Annotated in this window: 15 protein-coding genes; 9 read left to right on the top strand and 6 right to left on the bottom strand. The window is 62.9% G+C overall.

What is annotated here, in order from left to right:
• Positions 1-49: 49 nt before the first annotated feature.
• Both ACOZ4H_RS18070 and ACOZ4H_RS18065 read right to left on the bottom strand, forming a co-directional pair.
• Complete coding sequence (locus ACOZ4H_RS18070; protein ID WP_424330654.1) at positions 50-2,602, bottom strand: GcvT family protein; 2,553 nt, start codon at positions 2,600-2,602, stop codon at positions 50-52.
• 216 nt (positions 2,603-2,818) lie between these two features.
• Positions 2,819-5,389 (bottom strand): GcvT family protein, encoded by a 2,571-nt coding sequence (locus tag ACOZ4H_RS18065; RefSeq protein ID WP_424330653.1) that lies wholly within the window; start codon positions 5,387-5,389, stop codon positions 2,819-2,821.
• A 485-nt stretch (positions 5,390-5,874) separates the two neighbouring features.
• On the opposite strand from ACOZ4H_RS18065, the gene ACOZ4H_RS18060 reads away from it, so the two are divergent.
• The 7 genes from ACOZ4H_RS18060 (at position 5,875) to ACOZ4H_RS18030 (ending at position 14,082) form a co-directional block, all read left to right on the top strand.
• On the top strand, positions 5,875-6,831 hold the full coding sequence (locus ACOZ4H_RS18060) for a succinylglutamate desuccinylase/aspartoacylase family protein (RefSeq protein ID WP_424330652.1): 957 nt from the start codon (positions 5,875-5,877) through the stop codon (positions 6,829-6,831).
• Between the two features lie 137 nt (positions 6,832-6,968).
• Positions 6,969-8,153 (top strand): hypothetical protein, encoded by a 1,185-nt coding sequence (locus ACOZ4H_RS18055; protein WP_424330651.1) that lies wholly within the window; start codon positions 6,969-6,971, stop codon positions 8,151-8,153.
• 78 nt (positions 8,154-8,231) lie between these two features.
• The gene (locus ACOZ4H_RS18050) at positions 8,232-9,092 is read left to right on the top strand and encodes a methylenetetrahydrofolate reductase (protein ID WP_424330650.1); all 861 of its coding nucleotides are present in this window, start codon (positions 8,232-8,234) and stop codon (positions 9,090-9,092) included.
• A 112-nt stretch (positions 9,093-9,204) separates the two neighbouring features.
• Positions 9,205-10,623 carry a branched-chain amino acid ABC transporter permease gene (locus tag ACOZ4H_RS18045; RefSeq protein WP_424330649.1) on the top strand — a complete coding sequence of 473 codons (1,419 nt, stop codon included), beginning with the start codon at positions 9,205-9,207 and terminating at the stop codon, positions 10,621-10,623.
• A 3-nt stretch (positions 10,624-10,626) separates the two neighbouring features.
• A complete protein-coding gene (locus ACOZ4H_RS18040) occupies positions 10,627-12,408 on the top strand; it encodes an ABC transporter permease subunit (RefSeq protein ID WP_424330648.1) in 1,782 nt (593 codons plus the stop codon).
• On the top strand, positions 12,405-13,373 hold the full coding sequence (locus tag ACOZ4H_RS18035; RefSeq protein ID WP_424330647.1) for an ABC transporter ATP-binding protein: 969 nt from the start codon (positions 12,405-12,407) through the stop codon (positions 13,371-13,373). The genes ACOZ4H_RS18040 and ACOZ4H_RS18035 overlap by 4 nt, the downstream gene beginning before the upstream one ends.
• 1 nt (position 13,374) lies before the next feature.
• Positions 13,375-14,082 carry an ABC transporter ATP-binding protein gene (locus tag ACOZ4H_RS18030; protein ID WP_424330646.1) on the top strand — a complete coding sequence of 236 codons (708 nt, stop codon included), beginning with the start codon at positions 13,375-13,377 and terminating at the stop codon, positions 14,080-14,082.
• On the opposite strand, the gene ACOZ4H_RS18025 is transcribed toward ACOZ4H_RS18030, so the two are convergent.
• Entirely contained in the window at positions 14,079-15,281 is a 1,203-nt protein-coding gene (locus ACOZ4H_RS18025) for a hypothetical protein (protein ID WP_424330645.1), read from the bottom strand. The two genes, ACOZ4H_RS18030 and ACOZ4H_RS18025, sit on opposite strands and share 4 nt — an antisense overlap.
• 108 nt (positions 15,282-15,389) lie before the next feature.
• Entirely contained in the window at positions 15,390-16,727 is a 1,338-nt protein-coding gene (locus tag ACOZ4H_RS18020) for an ABC transporter substrate-binding protein (RefSeq protein WP_424330644.1), read from the bottom strand.
• 209 nt (positions 16,728-16,936) lie between these two features.
• Here ACOZ4H_RS18020 and glyA point away from each other — a divergent pair, with 209 nt between their 5' ends.
• Both glyA and ACOZ4H_RS18010 read left to right on the top strand, forming a co-directional pair.
• On the top strand, positions 16,937-18,184 hold the full coding sequence (gene glyA, locus ACOZ4H_RS18015; RefSeq protein WP_424330643.1) for a serine hydroxymethyltransferase: 1,248 nt from the start codon (positions 16,937-16,939) through the stop codon (positions 18,182-18,184).
• A gap of 66 nt (positions 18,185-18,250) precedes the next feature.
• Positions 18,251-18,721: a hypothetical protein gene (locus ACOZ4H_RS18010; protein WP_424330642.1), complete on the top strand. Its 471-nt coding sequence runs from the start codon at positions 18,251-18,253 to the stop codon at positions 18,719-18,721.
• 83 nt (positions 18,722-18,804) lie between these two features.
• Here ACOZ4H_RS18010 and ACOZ4H_RS18005 read toward each other — a convergent pair whose 3' ends face one another.
• Both ACOZ4H_RS18005 and ACOZ4H_RS18000 read right to left on the bottom strand, forming a co-directional pair.
• Positions 18,805-20,181 (bottom strand): aminomethyl transferase family protein, encoded by a 1,377-nt coding sequence (locus ACOZ4H_RS18005; protein WP_424330641.1) that lies wholly within the window; start codon positions 20,179-20,181, stop codon positions 18,805-18,807.
• A 236-nt stretch (positions 20,182-20,417) separates the two neighbouring features.
• Complete coding sequence (locus ACOZ4H_RS18000) at positions 20,418-20,915, bottom strand: dihydrofolate reductase (protein ID WP_424330640.1); 498 nt, start codon at positions 20,913-20,915, stop codon at positions 20,418-20,420.
• Positions 20,916-21,105 lie beyond the last annotated feature (190 nt).

The following is a 21,105-nucleotide window of genomic DNA, read 5'->3' as shown; positions in this document are numbered from 1 at the left end:
TCGTGTCGTGTCGGGTCTTATCCCGAAGTCGTCGGGTCATCGCTCTGTCTCATTTGGTGATGCGCTCCCGGGCCGGGTCGAACAGCGGCTCGTCCTGCACTGTCGCCTCGTAGGTTTCCCCCTCACACTGTATCTGGACCGACGTGCCGGCTTCGGCGTATTCGGTCGGGACGTACGTGTACGCGATGGACTCGTCGATACTGTAGCCGTAGTTCCCGGCCTGCACGTAGCCGATTGCCTCGCCGTCTTTCGTCACCGGCCGGCCGCTCAGCATGATGTCCGTCGAGTCCTCAAGCGTGAGCGGCGTGATTTTGTTGTCGATACCCTCGCTCCGTGCGGCCTCCAGGGCTTCCTTGCCGATGAACTCGGTGTCCATGTCGACGGCGAAGGGCAGCCCGGCCTCGAAGGGGTTCGAGTCCGTGTCGATGTCCGTCCCCCAGAGCCGGTAGCCTTTCTCCAGTCGCATGGAACTGAGCGCGCCGCCGCCCATCGGTCGGACGCCCAGGTCGTCTCCGGCCTCCGCCAGCGTCTCCCAGAGCCGCTGGCCGTACTCCGTCGGCGTCCACAGCTCCCAGCCGAGTTCGCCCACGTACGAGACACGGAGCGCGATGACCGGCACGTCGCCGACGTACATCTGCTTGGCCCGGAAGTACGGGAATCCCTCGTTAGTCACGTCTGCATCGGTACACCGCTGGAGGAGGAGCCGCGAATTCGGCCCCCAGAGGCCGATTGTGGATTTCGCGCCTTCCTCGACGTGGACCGACACTGTCTCGGGGGCCTCGTCTTCCAGGTGACCGCCGTGGATGCCGGGGGAGTTCCCGCCGCCGGTCGTTACCATGAACTCCTCGTCGTCGAGTTTGACGACCGTGATGTCCGCGAGAATGCCACCGCCCTCGTTCAACAGCAGCGAGTAGCGGACCTGCCCGACGTCGAGATCCATGTCGTTGCTACAGACCCGCTGGAGGAACGCCTGGCTCCCCTCGCCTTCGACCATTATCGAACTGAACGTCGTCATGTCGAACATCGACACCTTGTCGCGGGTGTGGAGATGCTCGGCGGCCTCGATTTTCGAACGGTTGATGCCCTGCCAGCCGTCCTGGTCGGGAATCCGGTCGTCGTACTTCTCGACCAAGTCGGCGTTCGACTCGTACCACTGTGGCGTCTCCCAGCCGCCGCTCTGATAGAACTCCGCGCCGAGTTCCTTCTGCTGGTGGTAGAACGGACTCGTCCGAAGTCCCCGGTGGTCGTCGGGCTGCCACCGCGGCTCGACGATGCTGTACACCTGCTCGTAGCGCTTGGCCCCGCGGTCGACGAAGTAGTCTTTCTCGCCGGCGTGGGGTTCGAACCGTCTAACGTGGATACCGCCGGTGTCGACCGGGCCGGACGGCAGCCGCGGAACGCCGTTTTCCATCCACTCGGCGAGGATGCGGCCGTAGCCGCCGGAGTGGGTCCACCAGATAGCCAGTCCGGTCCAGAGGCCGTCGACCTGCGCCGTCTCGCCGACGGCCGGCATCCCGTCGGGCGTGAAGACGAAGATACCGTTCTCGGTGGCCTCGTATTCCACGTCCTGTGTCGCCGGCAGCAGTTCGTCGAAGGCCTGCTTGGCGGATTTGTCCCGACCGCGGTGGGTCGGCGTCTCCCAGTGCTCCTTCGTGAACCCTCTAACTGACGCTTGGTGCTCCTCGGTGTTCTTTCCCATCGCCTCGGGGTCGACCGAAAGCGTCTCGTGGTTGTACGACCCCATCCCGAGCGCGTCGCCGTGGGTCCGGAAGTACAGCGAGTGGTCCTGGTCGCGGCCGACCGGCTGGTGTGGCCCCTCGCTCATGTACTCCGCGATGGAGCGGTCGCCCGGCACGTCCAGCCCGGTCGTGTTGTCGCCGACCGAGGATTCGGCGTCGGCGAGTTCGTCCATCGGTTCGGTGACGACGTACTGGTGTTCGACCGGCGCGATTGGCAGGTCCAGCCCGGCCAGTTGGCCGGTCTGGTAGCCCCAGTTGTTCGTCGCGATGACCGCTCGCTCGCAGTCGATTCGTCCCTGATCGGTCTCGACAGCGTTGATTTCACCCCCCGAAACATCCAGATCCGTGACCTCCGTGTTCCCGTAGAACGACGCCGAAGAGTTCTCCATATACCACTGGAGCGCGCTGATGCCGTCGACGCGTCCATCAGTCGGCGAGTAGTAGCCACCGAGGATTTCGTCCTCATCGACCATCGGAAGGTGCTCGGTGACTTCCTCGGGCGAGAGCAACTGCGGTTCCGGCAGCCCATAGGAAGTCGCCCACTCGACGCGCCGACGGAGGAAGTCCATGCGCTCCTCGCTCCGGGCCACTTCGATGCCACCGACCTCGTCGTAGACGCCGGCATCAGAAAGGAGCCGACTGGTGTAGTAGGCTGTCTTCGTCTGTATCTTCGACGGCGACGTCTGGAACATAATCCCAGGGGCGTGTACCGATGAGCCGCCAGTGACCGGGAGCGGTCCCTGGTCGATGACGACAACGTCCTCTGCGCCGAGTTCCGTCAGGTGATACGCGACGCTACACCCAACGGCCCCGGCACCGATAACGACTGTATCCGCCCGAGACGGGGGAGTCTCTGTGCTCATGTATCTCGTTTGGGACTGTTTCTGTCACAATCTTAAATACACCGGTGGCCGGAACCCACGCAAAAAGAGAACGTCGGGTAGAGAAGTCACAGAGAGGTATTTCGGCCGCTGTCGAGCTGTCGGGTATCAGTGGATAGCGAGAAGAAACCGCAGTGCGGGACTGAACCACAGCGTGTTACAATTGCGATAGAACCAGCGGCTGGTCACAGACCGCTCTCAGACGAGCGGTTCCTCGCGGACGGTTGCGTCGTACCGCTCGCCCTCGTAGAGGATTTCGACGCTAGTTCCGGGTTCGGCGTACTCGGGCGGCAGGTACGTGTAGGCGACGCAAGCGCCTTCGGTGTAGCCGTACTCGGCGCTGTGTAGGTAGCCGATAGTCTCGTCGCCGTCGAGGACTGGCTTGTTGTCCAGCACGACGGCATCCTCGTCGTCGAGCGTCAGGCACGCGACCTTGTGGTCGATGTTGTCGCCGTCGGCGGCCGCGGCGACGGCCTCCTTGCCGATGAAGTCGGTTTCGAGGTCGACGGCCCACCCGAGGCCGGCCTCGTACGGGTTGTGCTCCGTGTGGAGGTCCTTCCCCCAGAGGCGGAAGCCTTTCTCGATTCGCAGCGAATTCAGCGCGCCGTTGCCGTACGGTCGGATGCCGTACTCCTCGCCGGCCTCCATGATGTGCTCCCAGAGGCGTTCGCCGTACTCCGAGGGCGTGTAGAACTCCCAGCCGAGCTCGCCCGCGTACGAGACGCGGAGCGCAGTCACGGGAATGTTCTTGACGAAGAACTGCTGGCTCGTGAAGAACGGGAAGGCGTCGTCGGAGAGGTCGACGTCGGTGACCTTCGACAGGACCTTCCGGGCGTTCGGGCCGGTACAGACCATCGCCGCCAGGCTCGACGTGACATCGTTGACGACCACGTCCTCAGGGGACTGCTCGCGCACCCACGCCACGTGGTTGTTCCCGACTTCGCGACCCGTCGTCAGGAGGAGGTAGCGGTCCTCGTCGGTTCGCGTGACCGTGATGTCCGCCCGGACGCCGCCGCCCTCGTTACACATCAGCGTGTACTTCACGTCGCCCACGTCGATGTCCATGTCGTTCGTACAGAGGTACTGGACGAACTCGCCGGCGTCGCTCCCGATGACCTCCATCTTGTTGAACGATGTCATGTCGTGGAGCCCGACGTTCTCCCGGACGTTCAGCGCCTCGGCGCCTTCGATGGGTGACCAGTACTTCGCTTCCCAGCCCTCGCGGTCGGGGATCTGGTCACCGTACTCCGCCAGCAGGTCGGCATTTGAGTCGAACCAGTGGGGTTCCTCCCAGCCGGCCTCGGCCCACAGTTCGGCGTCGTACTTCTTGTGGGTGTGGTACATCGGGGTCCGACGGATGTCCCGCTGTTTGTCGGTCCAGACCCACTTGGGGTGCATGATGTTGTAGACGATGCGGTACTCCTCGCCGCCGATGTCCCGGGCGAAGTCCCAACTGCCCTCGTGCTCGTCGAAGCGGTTCACGTCGCAGTGGGCGAGGTCAATCGGGCCGTCAGGGAGGCGCGGGACGCCGTGTTCCATCCACTCGGCGAGCGCTTTGCCGGCACCGCCGGCGTGGGTGACCCAGATGGCCGCCGCCGTCCAGAGGCCGTCGTACTCCTGGACGGGCCCCATCACGGGGAGGCCGTTGGGCGACTCCGCGAACATGCCGTTGTACTTGTGTTCGAGTTCCTTCCCGGCCGTGGCGGGCAACAGTTCGTCACTGGCCTGACGCGGGGCCTTGTCCGGCCGGTCCGGATGTGTCGCGTTGTCCATGTGGTAGTCTGTGAACTCGTGGACAGACCCCTGTTCGCCGTCGGGGTCGTTGCCGCCGAGGTCCTGTGGATCGGGCACGATTGGCTCGTGGTTGTACGAGCCGATGCCGTAGGAATCCCCGTGGTTCCGGTAGTACATCGCGTTGTCCTGGTCGCGGAGAATCGGCCGGTCCGGACCCACGAGGAGCCGTTTTGCCTTCTCCCCGGAGACGTTCTCGTAGTTCTCGAACAGCGGGTGGTCCGTGATGTCTACCGCGCTGTCGGCCAATTCGTCGAGGGACTCCGTCATCGTGTACTGGTGCTCGACCGGCGTCACGGGCAGGTGAACGTCGAGCTTCTCGCCGAGTTGGCGGGCCCAGATGTTCGTCGCGACGACGACCTCGTTGCACTCGATAGTACCGTTCTCCGTGACGACAGCCTCTACCGAGCCGTTCTCGGTCTCGACGTCCTCTGTGCGCGTGTGTGGGACGAACTTCGCGCCCCGGTCCATCGCTTCACGGGCCAGCGCGTCACACGCGACGACGCCCGAGACCTGCCCGTCCGTCGGGGAGTAGTAGCCGCCCTTGATCTGGTCGGCGTCGACCAGTGGGAGGTGCTCGGTGACTTCTTCGGGCGAGAGCAACTGCGGGTCCTCGATGCCCCAGGCCTTTGCATATTCGACGCGGCGCTGGAGGAAGTCCATGCGCTCCTCGCTGCGCGCGACTTCGATGCCGCCTGTTTCGTTGTAGGCCTGCTGCCCATCCGCGCCCTCGAGGTCCGAGTACAGCCGCCGGCTGTAGTCCGCAAACTGGCTGAGGACTTTCGGCTCCGCGGTCTGGAACATGATTCCGGGGGCGTGCGTCGATGACCCACCCGTGGTAGGCATCGGTCCCTGGTCGACCACGACCACGTCCTCGCGGCCGAGCTCTGTCAGCTGGTAGGCGATGTTGCAACCGACGATTCCAGCACCGACGATGACGGTGTCGGCCTGGGTCGGCAGGCTATCGGTAGGCTCCATAACTCTGGGTAAACCGTACGACGGCGTGGCAATATAGTTACCGCCTGGCCTGGTTCCTTTTCAAAGTGACGTTTACATATCATTTAGTGTTTCAGAATAACAGGAGTACCACTGTTAATAGATTTGGGTCCCCTACGGCGGTTGTTGCTTCCCAGCGCGGCGGAGTCGCCGCTCACACTCCGATATCTGTCGTGTCAAGTTATATGTTATCACTTCACTAGAGTACGGCTCGTATCGCCTCAGCATCCGGTCGAACAGTTCCCGATTATCACACAGTGACTAGGCTAGCACCGGCTCAAGTGACGGGTCGTCGGATTCGGAACTGAGCCTGCCCCTCCCGGTCCGCTGAGTGCTGCTAAGTACGGTAGAGAGTCGCATCGACGACTCTGGCAGTTTGTCTCGCCTCCCAAGAAGCCCTCGTCACCGCGGATCAAGTAGCGCGCATACGCCCGGTGTTTTTTATTTGCTCGCCGCCGGACTTCGGTATGGCCTACACGTCCGTCACGCACACGACGACTGATCGACGGCTCGGACGGTTGCCGTCGGGGCGAGACGTGTCCGTGACTGTCCACCGATACGTCGGCGGCCCCGGACCGACAGTATACATCCAGGCGGCACAGCACGGCATCGAACTCAACGGCCCGGCCGCGTTACGGCGACTCCACGACCACCTCGCCGACGCAGCCATCGCCGGGACAGTTATCGTCGTTCCGGTAGTGAACCAGCTCGCGTTCGACCACCGGTCGTACATGACCCCCGGTGAGTACGACGTGATGAACCCGAACCTGAACCGTGTGTGGCCGGGCGATTCGTCCGGAAGCCTACAGGAACAGTTTGCCGCTCGGCTGTGGGAGCTCGTGAAAGACGCCGACGCGGCGGTTGACCTCCACACCGGCACGGCAGATATGCTGGAACACGTGCGGTGTCGTGCAGGTGACTCGGCCGCCGAACGCCTCGCCGAAGCGTTCGGCACTTCCTACAGGCTTACCGACGGTCACGGGGACACTGACGACAACGGGTCCGGCGGGACGTTCCGCGCTGCGGCTTCGGCAGCCGGGATTCCGGTTATCACTGCGGAGCTATCGAACAGTCGGCGGGTCGCACAGGACGCAGTTGCGGCGGGTGTCGACGGGATACTGAATCTCTTGCGCGAGCGGGCTGTCCTCCCGACAGAGCCGGAGCCACAGGCTGCGCAGACGGTGCTCCGAAACGACGCGGAGGCGGTCACCGCGTCGGGATCGGGGCTTTTCGAAAGCCGGCCGGATATCGCCGTCGGCGACACCGTCGACGCCGAGGAGCGACTTGGAACCATCTACGAACCTTCCTCGTTCGAACAACAACAGGTCGTTTCAGCGACAGAACGGGGAGTGCTATTCTCGCTTGCCAGGGAGTCCGTCGTCGTGAAAGGAGAGCGCCTCGCAGGTATCGCGATACCGCGATAACCGGCGCGTGTCCGATGACTCGTCCGCGAGCACTGTTTCAACGTCGAGGTGGGGCCGCAGTTTTGGGGTAGTTTATAAATGGGTTGGGTATTCCGCACCTATCTCTACACCATAACGTGTCATAGTCACTCAATAACATGGGACTCCACACCGCCTTCACGGCGCTCGCCGAGGTCATCGACGCGTACGAATCGCGTGGCCGGTCCATCCAGACCGTCGAAGCATCGCCGGCCGACACCGGTGGTGCAGTCCTCGACGCGACGGTGACGATGCCGGTCTCGCTACGTTCTGGCGGCGGTGACGAGGGCCTCACGCCGAAAACGGCGAGGCTAACCGACGGCGGCGACCTCGAAGTAACCTTCTCGCCGTCGGCCACTGAACTCCCGTCGACTGCCGGTGCCTCACTATCGGTGAGCGACGCCTCAGCTACCGTCACCGACGACGGCTTGGTCCTGACGGTACAGTTGACAATCGATGCCACAGCGGCACCGGATGAGTCGACACGCATCGACTGCGGACCGGGGGCTGGCACCGACGAATCAGCGACAGTCAGTGAAGTGACTTCGGCCGATACCGGCGGGGGAGGGGCACTCAATATTTCGGGTGTCTCGGATTCGGAGGCTCCGCCTGCTGGAGGCGACGATTCGCAAGCCCCCTCGCAGTCGGACGGCACGGCTACGGAAGAAACCCAGTCTGACTGCGAGTCCGACCCGGAATCGGACCCGTACGCCGCCGTCCGCGACGATTCCGTGCCACCGTACGAAGACACCGACTATCTGCAAGCACTGTACGACGGGTGCGACAACTTCAGAGAGATCGCCGAGCAGATACAGATGGACGTCTCCTCTGAGACTGTCCGCCGGTACATGATAGAAGCGGATATCCACGTCCCGAACACGTACAATACGTCCAGTGACGATGAAGAAGAAGCGGCCAAATCAGGGCAGTCTGACAGCGCCGCGAGCCAGGGTAAAGTTGACGACGAGGGCGGACAGGTCAGTGTGGTCGAACCCGTCTCAGCCGAGTCAGCTGGTGCCGAAGGTTCGGTCAAGGAACTCCCCGACGAGCAACTGGTCACTGACGGGATCGGACTCCCGGCTGATGTCCAACTGCGCGACGTTGCGGACGCGGTCGTCGATTCTGACACGGTGTACGAGGTCCAGCGACGCCTGAGTCTCGACCGGGGCCAGACCCGGGACCTGCTGGCGGAACTCAATCTGTTAGACCTCGTTCTGTGCCGGATCGCGGATGAACCGGACCATGCTGTCTCCTATGGGACTGTAGCTAGTCGAATCCGGCAGTGCACGCCTCATAGCGCGTGATGGACAGCATTGCTTATAAAAGGGTTCGATGCCCAACCCATAGAGAAAAGTACGGTAACGCCGTATTTATCGCAACTCATGGCCCTCGGAACACGCGCTGTCTCAGATAGTCAGGGTGTCCGGACGCTGCTGACGAGCGCCCGGTTCGAACTGATGCCGTTCGAGAGCTTCGACGAGGAGATCACCCATCTCCCCGACGACGCGACTATCGCAATCACGACCTCGCCACAACTCGGCATCGAGAAGACCGTTGAAAAGACGGAGGAAGCCGCCGAAATGGGGTTCGATGTCGTGCCGCACATTGCGGCCCGGTATGTGGAAGACCGGGAGCAACTCGAAGCGATTGCAGAGCGACTTGAGCAGGCAGGCATCACGGACATCTTCGTCCCAGGAGGTGACCGCGAGGAACCGGCCGGTGAGTACGAGTCGGCGCACGACCTGCTCGAAGCGCTCGCAGAGACCGAGTACTCCTTCGAGGAAATCGGAATCACAGGCTACCCCGAGGGCCACGACTTCATCGATGACGAGACGCTAGCGGAGTCGATGGCACAGAAAGCGCCGCACGCGACGTACATCGTCACCCAACTCTGTTACGATCCAGATACAGTGCTAGAGTGGGTCGAGGGCATCCGAGCTCGCGGTATCGAACTCCCAGTCGAAGTCGGTATCCCGGGCGTGATGAACTACCAGCGTCTGATGCAGATCTCTCAAAAGGTCGGCGTCGGTGATTCGATTAAATTCCTCAGGAAAACGACGGGCATTCTCGGGTTCGTCAAGCAACTGGTCGGCTCCCGCGGGACGTACGAACCCGACGAACTCATCGACGGCCTCGCGCCCTACGTCGGGGACGACGAGTACAATATCCGGGGCGTCCACATCTACACATTCAATCAGACGCCCGACACGGAGAAGTGGCGGCACAAGCGTCTCGAGAGCTAGTCGGCGGCGAGTCAGCGACGCTCGCTAGCGTTGGACTGGTACCGGTCACCGATCAGTGGTACAATTACCTGATGGAAAAACAATATTTATTTGGCAGATACACGTCCTGCGTATGGCCCCGTCTGCCGGACTGTTGAACGCAATTCTGACTGGGTTGGTCACGGGTAGTATTATCGCGCTGGGTGCGATCGGTCTGTCGCTGGTCTACGACATCGCCGAGGTCCCGAACTTCGCACACGGAGACCTGTTGACACTGGGCGCTTACGCCGCGCTGCTGGTGAACAAGCCACAGTCCGTCCCGCTGTTCGATCTGTTCGCCACGGGCCCGCGTGCGGTCGGTCCCACGGGCGCCGGACTGCTGTTCGCCGCCTCGGCCGCGGGAGTCCTCGGCTCGGTGTACCATCTCGGCGGCGTCAACGCGATACGCGGGGGCTGGTGGGCAGTTGACGTGTCACCGACAGTGGGGACCGCAACGCACGTCGGACTCGCAGTGTTCGTCGGCGCGCTCATCGTCGCCGGCCTCCCGTCCTATCCCGCCGCGCTCCTGTTCGCCGTCGTCGTTCTCGGCGCCGTGGTACCGCTGACTGAATCAGTCGTGTTCCGCAAGTTCCGGGAGAAGGACGTCGAACTGGCGATGATGCTCATCGTCTCCCTCGCGATGGCGTTTATTATCCGGTTCAGTATCCAGACCGTCTTCGGGGGCGACATCCGGTTCTACGAGGTCGACACGTCGATTCAGGCGGCCGGGTCAAGCGTCAACTTCACGTTCGCGAAGTTGATCGACCTCCTGGTGTCGAGCAACGGAGTGGTAGTCAACGTCCTCGACACCCGCGGCACAGAGAATCTCCAGCTGTTCACCCTGGGCTACGGGTGGCTGGAGGTGGTCGGCATCCTGGCCGTGGCGGCCCTCGTCGCAGGTGTGGGATACCGACGCCGGCGTGACACCGCGGGCGTTGTCGGCCCGCGCCTGGCCGCCGGACTCGGCGGCGTAACCGTCCTGCTGGTCGGTGGCGCACTGTTCGCCAGTGGCGGGACAGTCCCGTCGGAGACACTGTACGAGACGCGCCTGCGAACGTCGCCGCTCAGGCTCGGTATCATCCTCATCGCACTTGGCCTCATGGGATTCCTCCACTACCTGTTACAGGCGACAACACTCGGGAAGGCGATGCGGGCGACCAGCGACAACCGGGAGCTGGCGATGATTCGCGGTATCAACACGCGCCGTGTGATGATGGTCGTCTGGATACTCGCGGGGATGTTCGCCGCGGTCGCCGGCGTGTTGCTCGGCTTCCTGTTCAGCAACATCACCATCAATCTCGGGTTCTTCCTGTTGCTCCCGATGTTCGCTGGCGTCATCCTCGGTGGCATCTCGGTGTACGGGGCTATCCTCGGGAGTTACGTCGTCGGCCTTGCGATGGAAGTCGGCATCTTCGCCATCCCGGGTCTGAGCGCCACATACCGGGTGCCCGTCGCGTTCGTCGTGTTACTGCTCGTCTTGCTCATCAAGCCGGAAGGAATAGTGGGGGACTAACAGATGGCAGTATCAGACGTCGTCATCTCGTTTATCGTGCTGGTCGCCATCTACGGCATCCTCTCGTACGGGCTGACCCTGAAGTACGGCCACACCGGGCTGTTGGACTTCGGCCACGTGGGGTTCTTCCTCGTCGGCGCGTACACGTCGGTCCTGTTCGTCCTCCCGCCGGACGACCCCGGGGACTTCACGGCCTACGTCTTCGGGCTCGGCGACGTCCCAGTCGTCGGAACCTGGGTCGTCGGCATCGCGGTCGCGACCGTGCTGTCGGGTATAATCGGTGGGCTAGTCGCGCTGCCGACCATCCGCCTGCGGGAGGACTACCTAGCGATCACGGTGTTGGGCGTGTCGGTCATCTTCCAGCGGTTCATCCAGGCCGAGTCGTGGTTCGCGAACGGCCCCGACGCGCTGCGCGGCTACAGCCCGCCGTTAAAAAGCAGCTTCCCCCTCTTGTTGGAGGGGCAGGTCAGCGTGCCGTTTCTCGGCATGTCACTCCCGGCCACACCGGTGCTGTTCGGCGTCATCACAGCTGTCGTCTGGGGCGTCGCCCTCGCAGTGCTCGCCGGAGAGCGCGACCGCGGCTCCCCGCTGCCGGTGTCGACGCTGTACCTCGCGGGCTCGTTCGGGCTCTCGACGCTGGGTCGTCCCGACGGCCCGCTCGCGAACAAGGTCCAGATCGCCGCCGCCGGGGGCATCGTCGCTGCCGTGCTCATGGCGGTGTTGCTGGCCGTCGCGGACCGCATCTTGCTGGTCGGCGTGCTGGTCTCCGCGTTCACCTGGCTCGTACTGATTGCGGTCCTGGCTCGACAGTTCGGACGACTCTCCCGTCGTGAGTGGCTGAGCGGTATCGCCCTCGGTACGGGGTTCCTCGTCGCCTTGCTACCGATTCCCTTCGCCGATGCCGTCGCAGTCAAGATCGCCGGCAGTCTGCTCCTGCTCGGAGCCGTCGTCGGCGGATTCTACCGTGCCGTTCAGTCGCTGGACTGGTTCGCCGAGGCGAAAGTACAGATTGTCGGCGCAGCGGCGCTGTGGTTCGTCGCTATCTGGTACTTCGTCATTCCGATAGTCGGGCCCCTCGGTAGCGGGCAACTCGGGCCGGCGCTCAAAGCGTTGCTGCAGAACCTCGTGTGGATACTGGCCTTCGGCGGGGATGTCGGCGTGGACTACATCGCGGCTGTCGTCGGGAATCTGACTGTGCAGGTTGACTATCAGCGCTTCCTGCTGGCCGGTTTTGTCCTGTTTATGATCGGAGCCTACTACTTACTGGAACTGACCGCCCGGTCGCCGTTCGGCCGCGTGCTTCGCGCGGTCCGGAACGACGAAGACGTGGTGCGCTCACTGGGTAAGGACCCCTTCGTGTACAAGATTCAGAGCATGGTCATCGGCTCGGCGCTGGCCGGCTTTGCGGGCGCGCTCTGGGCCGTGTACACCCAGGGTCTCACGTTCGTCACGTTCGCGCCGCGGGTGACGTTCATCGCCCTGCTCATCGTCTTCATCGGCGGGCCCAACAACAACAAAGGGACAATCCTCGGTGCCGCCGTCTTCTGGGCCTTCCAGCAGGCGACGACCCAGATAGCCTCGTTTTTCCCGCCAGCACTGCGCGTCAACGTGGTCGCGTTCCGTCTCGTCGTCATGGGGATTCTGTTCCTCATCGTCCTGTATTACCTGCCGGACGGATTGCTGGGGAAAGCGAACTACAGCACGCCCAGAGAGGGCGACAAAACCCACACCCCACAGCGAGAGGGCGGCGTGGCCGCCCGTGCCGACGGGGGTGACGACGAATGAGCGCGATTCTCGAAGTAGAGGACCTCCGAAAGACCTTCGGCGGCATCGTCGCCGTTGACGGCGCTACCTTCGACATCGAAGAGGGGTCGATAACGGGACTCATCGGGCCGAACGGCGCCGGCAAGACCACGACGTTCAACCTCATCAGCGGGTTCTACAAGCCCGACAGCGGGACCGTCCGCTACGACGGACAGCCGTTACAGGACCTGATGACGGCAAGCAGCGACGAGCGGCTCATCTGGGGGAGTGCATCCGGACTCACCTTCGGGAGTATCGGTGCCGTCGCGGCCGTCGGGGCCGCCGGTCTCGGCACCGCGACCAGTCTGGGCGTTGGCGCGCTGGGCGCGGGACTCGGGGCCGGTGTGTACCTCGGGCAGGAGCGACTCAAGACCGCGTCTGACGGCCACAAGTTCAGTCGGCCGTTCATGCTGGCTCGGGAAGGGCTGGCCCGGACGTTCCAGATTACGCGGGAGCTGAGCGATATGACCGCCCGTGAGAACCTGATGCTCGCCCCCCAGCAACAGACCGGCGAGAAGCTTGTCAACGCGTGGTTCCGCCGTGACGCCGTCGCCGAGGAAGAGAATGCACTGTACGAGCGGGCGACGGAGATGCTGGAACTGCTCGAAATCGACCACGTCGCTGAAGAACTGGCTGGCAACCTCTCGGGCGGCCAGCGGAAACTGTTGGAACTGGGGCGGGTGCTGATGCTGGACCCGAAGCTCGTCCTCCTCGACGAGCCGGTCGCGGGCGTCAATCCGGCGCTGACCGAGAAGCTGACCGACCGTATCAGGGCCCTGCGGGACGAGGGCTACACCTTCTGTATCGTCGAACACGACATGGAAGTCATCATGGACCTCTGTGATACAATCATCGTCATGAACGAGGGCAAGAAACTGGTCGAGGGTGAACCGGCCACGATTAGGGACGACCAGCGTGTCATCGACGCCTACCTGGGGGTGGACTGAGATGGCACTGCTCGAAGCACGGGGCGTTGTCTCCGGGTACGGTGACGCCGAGATTCTCCACGGCGTCGACATAGACGTCGGTGAGGAGGAGATCGTCACTATCATCGGTCCGAACGGGGCCGGGAAGTCGACGCTGATGAAGGCTATCTACGGCCTCATCGACTGCTGGGCGGGGCGAGTCACGTTCGACGGGACCGACATCACCGACCTCCGGGCCGACGAGGTGACCGAACAGGGGCTGTGCTACGTTCCCCAGCGGGAGAACGTCTTCCCGAACCTCACCGTCCGGGAGAACCTCGAAATGGGGGCCTATATCGACGCTGACGTGAGCGAGGCGGACTTCCAGGCGGCCTTCGACCGGTTCCCGGTGCTCGGTGAGCGACAGAACCAGAAGGCCGGGACCATGTCTGGCGGGCAACAGCAGATGCTCGCGCTGTCATCGGCGCTGATGCTCGACCCGGAACTCATCCTCGTCGACGAGCCTTCGGCAGGCCTGGCTCCGGACCTCGTGGACGACATGTTCGACCGCCTCGTCCGAATCCGCGACGAGACCGACACGGCGATTCTCATGGTCGAACAGAACGCCCGGCAGGCGCTGTCAGTCTCGGACAGAGGTTACGTACTGGACATGGGGGAAAACGAGTTCGCGGGAAGCGGGCAGGATCTGCTCGACAGCGACGAGGTCGGTGAGCTGTATCTCGGCGGCTAGGTGCTCGTTCTGAGCACCGCGTCCGGAATCAGTTCCCGACGGTCGGGCGGGTCATCGGGCAGCGCTTTTGCTTCGAAGGTCCCGTTACCGCGCGCCCACAGCAGTCTCGTCGTCTCGCTTCGCTCCCGATACGCAGCCACCGTCACCGGCGAGACACGACCCACGTTCAGCGTCCGCTCGTCTAGCGGGATCCGTTCGATAGCGGCTAGCGGTTCGTCGTTGGGTTCCGCCTCGAAAACCGGGAACAGGTGTGCCCCGGCGCCGGCGGGTTCGGTCCCGATGGCGAGCGCTGTCGCGCCCACGGAGCGGAGCCGCGAGACCAGGTCCGGGAGCGAACGCTCGACGCCCGCTAGTGCCGCCCCGAGACGCTCAGTTCCGTCCGCTATCGCAACCGACGCGTCGCCTGTCTCAGCGTACACGACGAGGTGGGAGTCCGCGTGGATGGGGTCCGACTCCTCGCTGACGGTGAAATCGTAGGTTCGGTCGTCCACTCGCAGCGCCGTGGCGTCCCCGACCACGCCTGGTTCCGCGCCGCCCGCCGGCACCCCGACGACCACACGCAGTTCGGCGTCCCAGTCAGGATAGACGGTATCGACTGCCACGTAGTCGGCATCCCGCTCAGTCCGATAGGCCTCGATGAACGCTTCCAGCGGGACCGCCGAGACGGACTCGTCCAGCAGTCGGGCCAGGCAGTCACTGAACGTCTCATCGGGCCGCCGGTGTCGCTGGAGCCGCGCGGCCACCGGTGTATCGACCCAGAGCATTGCGGGGTCGTCGTACACGTCATCCGGGTACGGCGGTGGCCCGGTTCGCTTGACTGTCGCCTCGGCTCGCTCGATCTTTGACTCGGCTCGGTCGTAATACTCCGTCACGATGGTCCGCGACAGTGGATCGCCCTCAGTCGCCCGTCCGATGGCCCAGATGTACAGTCCGATAGCTTCGTACGAGAGCGGTTCGGTGCCGTCGTGAGCGAGGGTCCGGAGCACCCACGTCTGGGCCTCCCGCTGCGAGAGGGTCGTCTCGGCGACGATTTCGTCCACGTAGTCGCCGTAGAGTTCGCGGACCGTGTAGCAGATTTCCTCGATCTGGTCGCGGGTAACCCCCTCTGGGAGCGGATCCAGCGCCGTGAAATCTAGCGCGCCGCCGATGACGTTCAGCTTCGTCGCCGGCTGCCACTCCGGCTCGATATCGACGCTCATACCTGTAGTATACCTGTCGGCGAAATAAAGCCACACACCATATGCGTCAGTGGCGTCGAGCGGACATCCATGGCGTTCGACGGGACCGACTCGTAAGACTGATGCCCGCTACATTTTGCCCTCGAAGTAGCTCAGGGGGACTTCCTGGATGACCTCGGCCTCGCCGTCGGTCACTTCGAGGATACGGTAGGGGACGACCGGCTCGAGGTTTTCGTTGAGGTCGACCGAGCCGGAGGCCCCGTCGTAGTTCACACTCTCACCGTTTGCGAGCGCCTCCTTACCGGCCTGGAACTCCCCGACACCGACTGTTGTCCCCTCGCCTCGGGAGACGCTACGGATATTTTCCGCGATACCCGTCCCGCTGGCTTCCCCGGCCTGCTGTATCGCCAACGCCTCCAGGTAAGTCGCGTCGTAGGCGTGGGGCGCGAACTGCGTAACCGCGCTCTCACCGCCCATGTTGCTGATGAACGTCTCGCTGTTGGCGGTCTGTGGGGACGTGATCAACATGCCCTCGACAATGTCAGAGAGGTCCGACAGGAGCTGGGGTGCGAGGATAGCCTCGGCGGCGACCCACTGTCCGCCGTAACCGCCCTGGTTCCACTGGTTCAGTATCGTCCGACCGTTCCCCGGATACATCACCGCCCCCACTGCGTCTGGGTCGTCTTCAAATACTGAGTCCAGCGTCGACGTGTAGTCGTTCGTCTGTTGGGAGTAGCCGACCATGCTCAGCGTCTCACCCTCGAAGTTCTCGCTGGCCTGCTCGGCGAGCCCCTGACCATAGGGGTTGTCGACGTAGAGGAACGATGCCGTCTCGGCCTCGATGCGCTGGTTCAGTATCCGACCCATGACGAGCGCTTGCTGGACGTCGTTGGGTGCGGTCCGACCGTAGTATTTCACGTCGTTGTCCTCGTTGACGCCCGCGGTCGCGAGTGCTGGAGACGTGTTTCCGTTGCTCACTTCCATCACCCGGTTGTCCCGAGCGACCGGCGCGAGTGTGGTCCCGATACCACTTGAGTACGGGCCCACGAGTCCGACGATGCCTTCTTCGTTTATCATCGTCCGGAACTTCTGGGCCGCCCGAGAGGGGTTCCCCTCCGTGTCGCGGTTGATCGTTTCGATCTCACGGTCCAGTGGCCCACCTGCCTCGTTGATCTCTTCGGCCGCGAGGTTAGCGGCCTTCTGATGGCCGCCGCCGTATGCGCTGTTGGTGCCCGTGACCGGGAACAGCGTCCCGATTGTAATCGATTCACCGCCACCGCTTTCACCATCGCCGCTTTCCGTGCTCGTCGACTCGTCACCGGCTCCCGTGGCCGCCGTCTCTCCGCCACTGTCGCCGTCACCGCCGCCGTCGTCTGACTGTTGAGCGCATCCAGCCAGCGACACGACACCGGCTGTGCTTCCGACCCCGAGTCGTTTCAGAAGGTCACGTCTTGTCTGTTCAGACATGTACATTGGTATGTATGAACAAATCACTTATGAATCTGTGTTGAGATGCAATATTGTCCGCTCGACGGAGCCAGGCGTACTGTACGCCAGCCTCAACCGCCGTCGGGACAGCGTGCGTCGCGGCGACGGCCGCCCCGCACAACCAACCATCGGTCTGTCAGGTTGCGTCGGGACGCAGATTATTACGTCACCAGCCCCTCGAGTGGCGTATGACGTACGATACTGTTCGCGAAGCGGATCCAGCGGTAGCTGACGCGCTCGATGGCGAGCGCCAGCGGCAGAACGATACGCTGGCGATGATCGCCAGCGAGAACCACGTCAGCGAGGCTGTGATGGAGGCACAGAGCTCCGAGCTGACGAACAACTACGCGGAAGGGTATCCCGGCGAGCGCTACTACGGCGGCTGTACCTACGCCGACGAGGTCGAGCAACTGGCGATTGACCGCGCGAAGGACCTGTGGGGCGCGGACCACGTCAACGTCCAGCCGCATTCGGGCTCGCAGGCCAACATGGGCGTGTATCTCGCCGCACTCGAACCCGGTGACAAAATCCTCTCGCTGGACCTGACTCACGGCGGCCACCTCTCGCACGGCCACCCGGCGAACTTCGCCGGCCAGGTGTACGATGTCGAACAGTACAAGGTCGATACGGAGACCGGTTACATCGACTACGAGGGGCTCCGTGAGACAGCCGAATCCTTCGACCCGGACATCATCGTCTCGGGATACTCGGCGTATCCAAGGGAAGTCGATTTCGAACGGATTCAGGAAGCCGCCGACGCGGTCGACGCCTACCACCTCGCGGACATCGCCCACATCACGGGGCTGGTGGCGGCGGGTGTTCACGAGTCTCCCGTTGGCGTCGCCGACTTCGTCACTGGCTCGACACACAAGACCATCCGCGCCGGCCGCGGCGGCATCATCATGTGCGGCGAGGAACACGCCGACGACATCGATTCTGCCGTCTTCCCCGGCTCCCAGGGCGGCCCAGCGATGCACTGTATCGCCGGCAAGGCTGTCGGCTTCGGCGAAGCGCTGTCACCGGAGTTTGAGCAGTACGCCCAGCAGACCGTCGACAACGCCGTCGCTCTCGGCGAGCAATTACGGGAGCATGGCCTCTCGCTGGTCTCCGGCGGGACGGACAACCATCTGGTGCTTATCGACCTCCGGCCGTCCCACCCGGATACGACCGGGAAGGAGGTCGAGGAAGCGCTGGAAGAGGCCGGCATCGTCCTCAATGCCAACACCGTCCCCGGCGAGACTCGCTCGGCGTTCAACCCCTCGGGTATCCGTGCGGGGACGCCGGCCCTGACGACGCGCGGGTTCGGCGAAGACGCCTGCCGTGAGGTCGCGGACCTCATCTGTGAGGTCGTCGACGCCCCCCACGACGACGCCGTGATTGCGAGGGTGAGCGACCGCGTGGACGAACTGACCGACGAGTACACGCTGTACGAATAGAGCGGGGCGGGCTATGGGCGCTGGATCGGTAGAAGCGTTTTGTGTCACGGCCGTCCATCCCGGGGTATGGAGGCCTGCAACCTGACGCTTCGCGGCCCAGAGGCCGACGCGTTCGCGGACTCGTTTCTGGAAACCAAGGCGATGGAAGCCAAGCGTTCGCTCAACAAGCGTGGTGTCCGCAACCTCCATCGATACGCGGGTCCCGGGTTCACGCAGATCGCCTACGAACGCGGGTCCACCTACGATGATTCATGGCTCATGGTTTCCGTGCTCGTCGAAACAGTTGACGACCGGACGCGAACCGTCGTGGTCTTCGTCGGCGGTGGCGGCGAGGGGCCGTTCAAGATGGAGGAGATAACCGTCCGGAGGTTACAACAGGGCGAGGAGGCGGTCGGACAGGCGGGTCGGTTCGCGACCGTCCTCAGCGATATCGAACAGGTGTGTGCGGAGCTAGAAGTGACCGTGGAAACGGCGTGGGAAACGGAGACCGAGGACAGCATCTCGGCGAAGCTCAAGCGAGAAATATTCGACTCTTGATCGCTAGGTTTCACGAAAACGGGCGTCGCGATATCCCCACGTCGCAGGGCTACGAATCGAAAGTGGGACAGACTGAGTGGGGATTAGTCGTCGCTTTCGGCCTCTTTCCGCGCGTTGAGCTTCGCCTGCTCTCGGGCGCTCGGATTGACGGACTCCTTGAACGGCACTTTCGCAGCGGTGGCAAACACCGGCTCACCGGGCTCGTCGGCGTACTCGTCGGGGAGATGGACCTGGAACTCCAGATCAAGTTCCTCGTCGTAGATCTCGTCGTTGAGCGGCGTGTCGGTAACTTCCTGAATCTTCTCGGCCGGGACGAATCCCATCCCGATGTTGGTTTCGAGATCCGGGTTCCACCACGGCGAGGTGAGGTAGCCACACTCTTCACCCGTGTCCGGGTCGGAGATGAGCCAGAAGTCGGGGGCGTAGTCACGGATCGGCTCGCCGGCGATCTTCAGGCCGATGAGCTTGTGCTCGAACGGGTAGTTGCCGTTCTCGATCTGTTCTTTCTGTTCTTCGAGAACCTCTTTGCCGATGTAGTCGGCCTCCTTGTCGTCCGGGACGTGATAGCCCAGGTTGACCTGGAACGGGGAGGTCTCGTGGTCGAGGTCCTGGCCCCAGGACATGATACCGGCCGCAATCCGGCGGTGGTGTCCCGGTGCGATCTGGCGGCCGTCATGGTCCTTGACGGACTCCATGACGGGGTCCCACACCTTCTCGGCGTCCTCGTGAGCGTTTCGGACGTAAATCTCGAACCCTTTCTCGCCGGAGAAGCCGGTCTGGCTGATGAGCACGTCGGCACCGTTGATTTCGGCGTCCATCAAGCCGTAGTACGGGACGTCTTTGACCTTGTCGCCAACGACGTCAACCATCACGTCGAGCGCCCTCGGGCCCTGGATCTGCATCGGGGCCACGTCGATTTCGTCGATCTCGACATCGAATTCGTTGTCGACGTTGACGCCCTGCAGCCACTGCATCAGCGTCGAGTCCGAGATGGAGAACCAGAACTCGTCTTCTTCGGGGCGAAGGAGGACGGGGTCGTTGAGGACGCCGCCGTCCTCGTTACAGAGGATGACGTACTTCCCGTCCATGGCGTCCATGCCCGTCACGTCGCGGGTGACGACGTAGTTCGTCAGCGCCTCGGCGTCTGGCCCTTTGACACGAATCTGGCGCTCGACGGCGACGTCCCAGAGGGTGACGGTGTTGGTCAGTGCGTCGTACTCCTTCATCACGCCGCCGTCCTCGGGCTCGATGAGGCCGCGCGGGTGATAGAGACGGTTGTAGACGGTCGCTCGCCAGGCACCCTCCTCGTTGAAGGATTTGTGGAAGAACGGGGACTTTCGAACGCGCGTCGACACCAACATCTCGATGTTGGGGTCACCAGTCTGGCGGAGGTTACGGGGTACTGTCCGGTCTGACTGGTCGACACTGGGATGGTTAGGATGTTCCTCGTTACCGGTCATGCCTATGAAAGAAGATGAGAAATACTAATAAAAGATATTGTTACTTGCTTCTGGGGTTTATATACGGGTGTGGGTCTGTGTGGTCAGCGCGAATTTCGAAACTGTAGCCTAACGACCCCTGTGCATGAATATTCCACCAGAATATTGGTACTACTCTATCGACACTGGCAGCCGTATCCACAGAACAGACCGCAGGGAACACGACGAAGTCACAGCTGTGACTGCTTGCTGATAGGTCATGCCGTCCCACCACCGGTACGAGTGTATTTGACGATCTCGAAGTCGCTGTGTGCCGTTCTCTCAGTCTCGGTCCAGCAGGACCAGTCGACGGTCGGGAAGACAGTGTCGCCGTCGAAAGCCGCAGTTAGTTCGGTCAGGAGCAGTTCGTCGGCCCGCGGCAGAAACTGTTCGTACACGGTGGCGCCACCGATAATGTATGTCGTCGATGCCCCACTGTCGTTTGCTTCGGCTAACGCCGCCTTCGTCGAGGTAACGGCCGTAACAGTGTCAGGAAGCTGTTGCGGTGTCGAGGTCAAAACGATGTTCAGGCGCTCCGGAAGTGGGCCGCCGAGATCACGCCGGATGCTCTCGAAGGTCCGCCGTCCGATAACTACTGGATGGCCGATAGTCGTCTGTTTGAAATGTGTTAGATCCTCGGGATACTGCCACGGCACGTCGCCGTCAACACCGATCACTCCGTTTGCCGCGACGGCGGCGATCAGCGAGAGCTTCATACACACTCCTTTGTCGGGCTGCTAATAATAAATCCGTCCCAGCCCATGAACGAGGCCGCCGCTCGAAACGACGTATCAATCCCGTTGGCCGAGTCGGGGGGACACGGTTGCAAGGGGCACAAGGTCGCTCTCGGGTGCTGTAATCCCGCCATTTGTGACCAAACCAGTGAGACGGGGCCACACCAATGCT

Source organism: Haloarcula amylolytica (assembly GCF_049705545.1).
GTDB classification, from domain to species: Archaea; Halobacteriota; Halobacteria; order Halobacteriales; family Haloarculaceae; genus Haloarcula; species Haloarcula amylolytica_B.
This window is presented reverse-complemented; position numbering and strand designations above follow the sequence as displayed.

Excerpts from the sequence above, each read along its gene's own strand:
- ACOZ4H_RS18005 (WP_424330641.1), bottom strand. The coding sequence starts at position 20,181 with ATGACCGGTAACGAGGAACATCCTAACCATCCCAGTGTCGACCAGTCA.
- ACOZ4H_RS18045 (WP_424330649.1), top strand. The coding sequence starts at position 9,205 with ATGGCCCCGTCTGCCGGACTGTTGAACGCAATTCTGACTGGGTTGGTC.
- ACOZ4H_RS18050 (WP_424330650.1), top strand. The coding sequence starts at position 8,232 with ATGGCCCTCGGAACACGCGCTGTCTCAGATAGTCAGGGTGTCCGGACG.
- ACOZ4H_RS18025 (WP_424330645.1), bottom strand. The coding sequence starts at position 15,281 with ATGAGCGTCGATATCGAGCCGGAGTGGCAGCCGGCGACGAAGCTGAAC.
- ACOZ4H_RS18060 (WP_424330652.1), top strand. The coding sequence starts at position 5,875 with ATGGCCTACACGTCCGTCACGCACACGACGACTGATCGACGGCTCGGA.
- ACOZ4H_RS18070 (WP_424330654.1), bottom strand. The coding sequence starts at position 2,602 with ATGAGCACAGAGACTCCCCCGTCTCGGGCGGATACAGTCGTTATCGGT.
- ACOZ4H_RS18040 (WP_424330648.1), top strand. The coding sequence starts at position 10,627 with ATGGCAGTATCAGACGTCGTCATCTCGTTTATCGTGCTGGTCGCCATC.
- ACOZ4H_RS18030 (WP_424330646.1), top strand. The coding sequence starts at position 13,375 with ATGGCACTGCTCGAAGCACGGGGCGTTGTCTCCGGGTACGGTGACGCC.
- ACOZ4H_RS18035 (WP_424330647.1), top strand. The coding sequence starts at position 12,405 with ATGAGCGCGATTCTCGAAGTAGAGGACCTCCGAAAGACCTTCGGCGGC.
- ACOZ4H_RS18010 (WP_424330642.1), top strand. The coding sequence starts at position 18,251 with ATGGAGGCCTGCAACCTGACGCTTCGCGGCCCAGAGGCCGACGCGTTC.
- ACOZ4H_RS18000 (WP_424330640.1), bottom strand. The coding sequence starts at position 20,915 with ATGAAGCTCTCGCTGATCGCCGCCGTCGCGGCAAACGGAGTGATCGGT.
- ACOZ4H_RS18065 (WP_424330653.1), bottom strand. The coding sequence starts at position 5,389 with ATGGAGCCTACCGATAGCCTGCCGACCCAGGCCGACACCGTCATCGTC.
- ACOZ4H_RS18020 (WP_424330644.1), bottom strand. The coding sequence starts at position 16,727 with ATGTCTGAACAGACAAGACGTGACCTTCTGAAACGACTCGGGGTCGGA.
- ACOZ4H_RS18055 (WP_424330651.1), top strand. The coding sequence starts at position 6,969 with ATGGGACTCCACACCGCCTTCACGGCGCTCGCCGAGGTCATCGACGCG.
- glyA (WP_424330643.1), top strand. The coding sequence starts at position 16,937 with ATGACGTACGATACTGTTCGCGAAGCGGATCCAGCGGTAGCTGACGCG.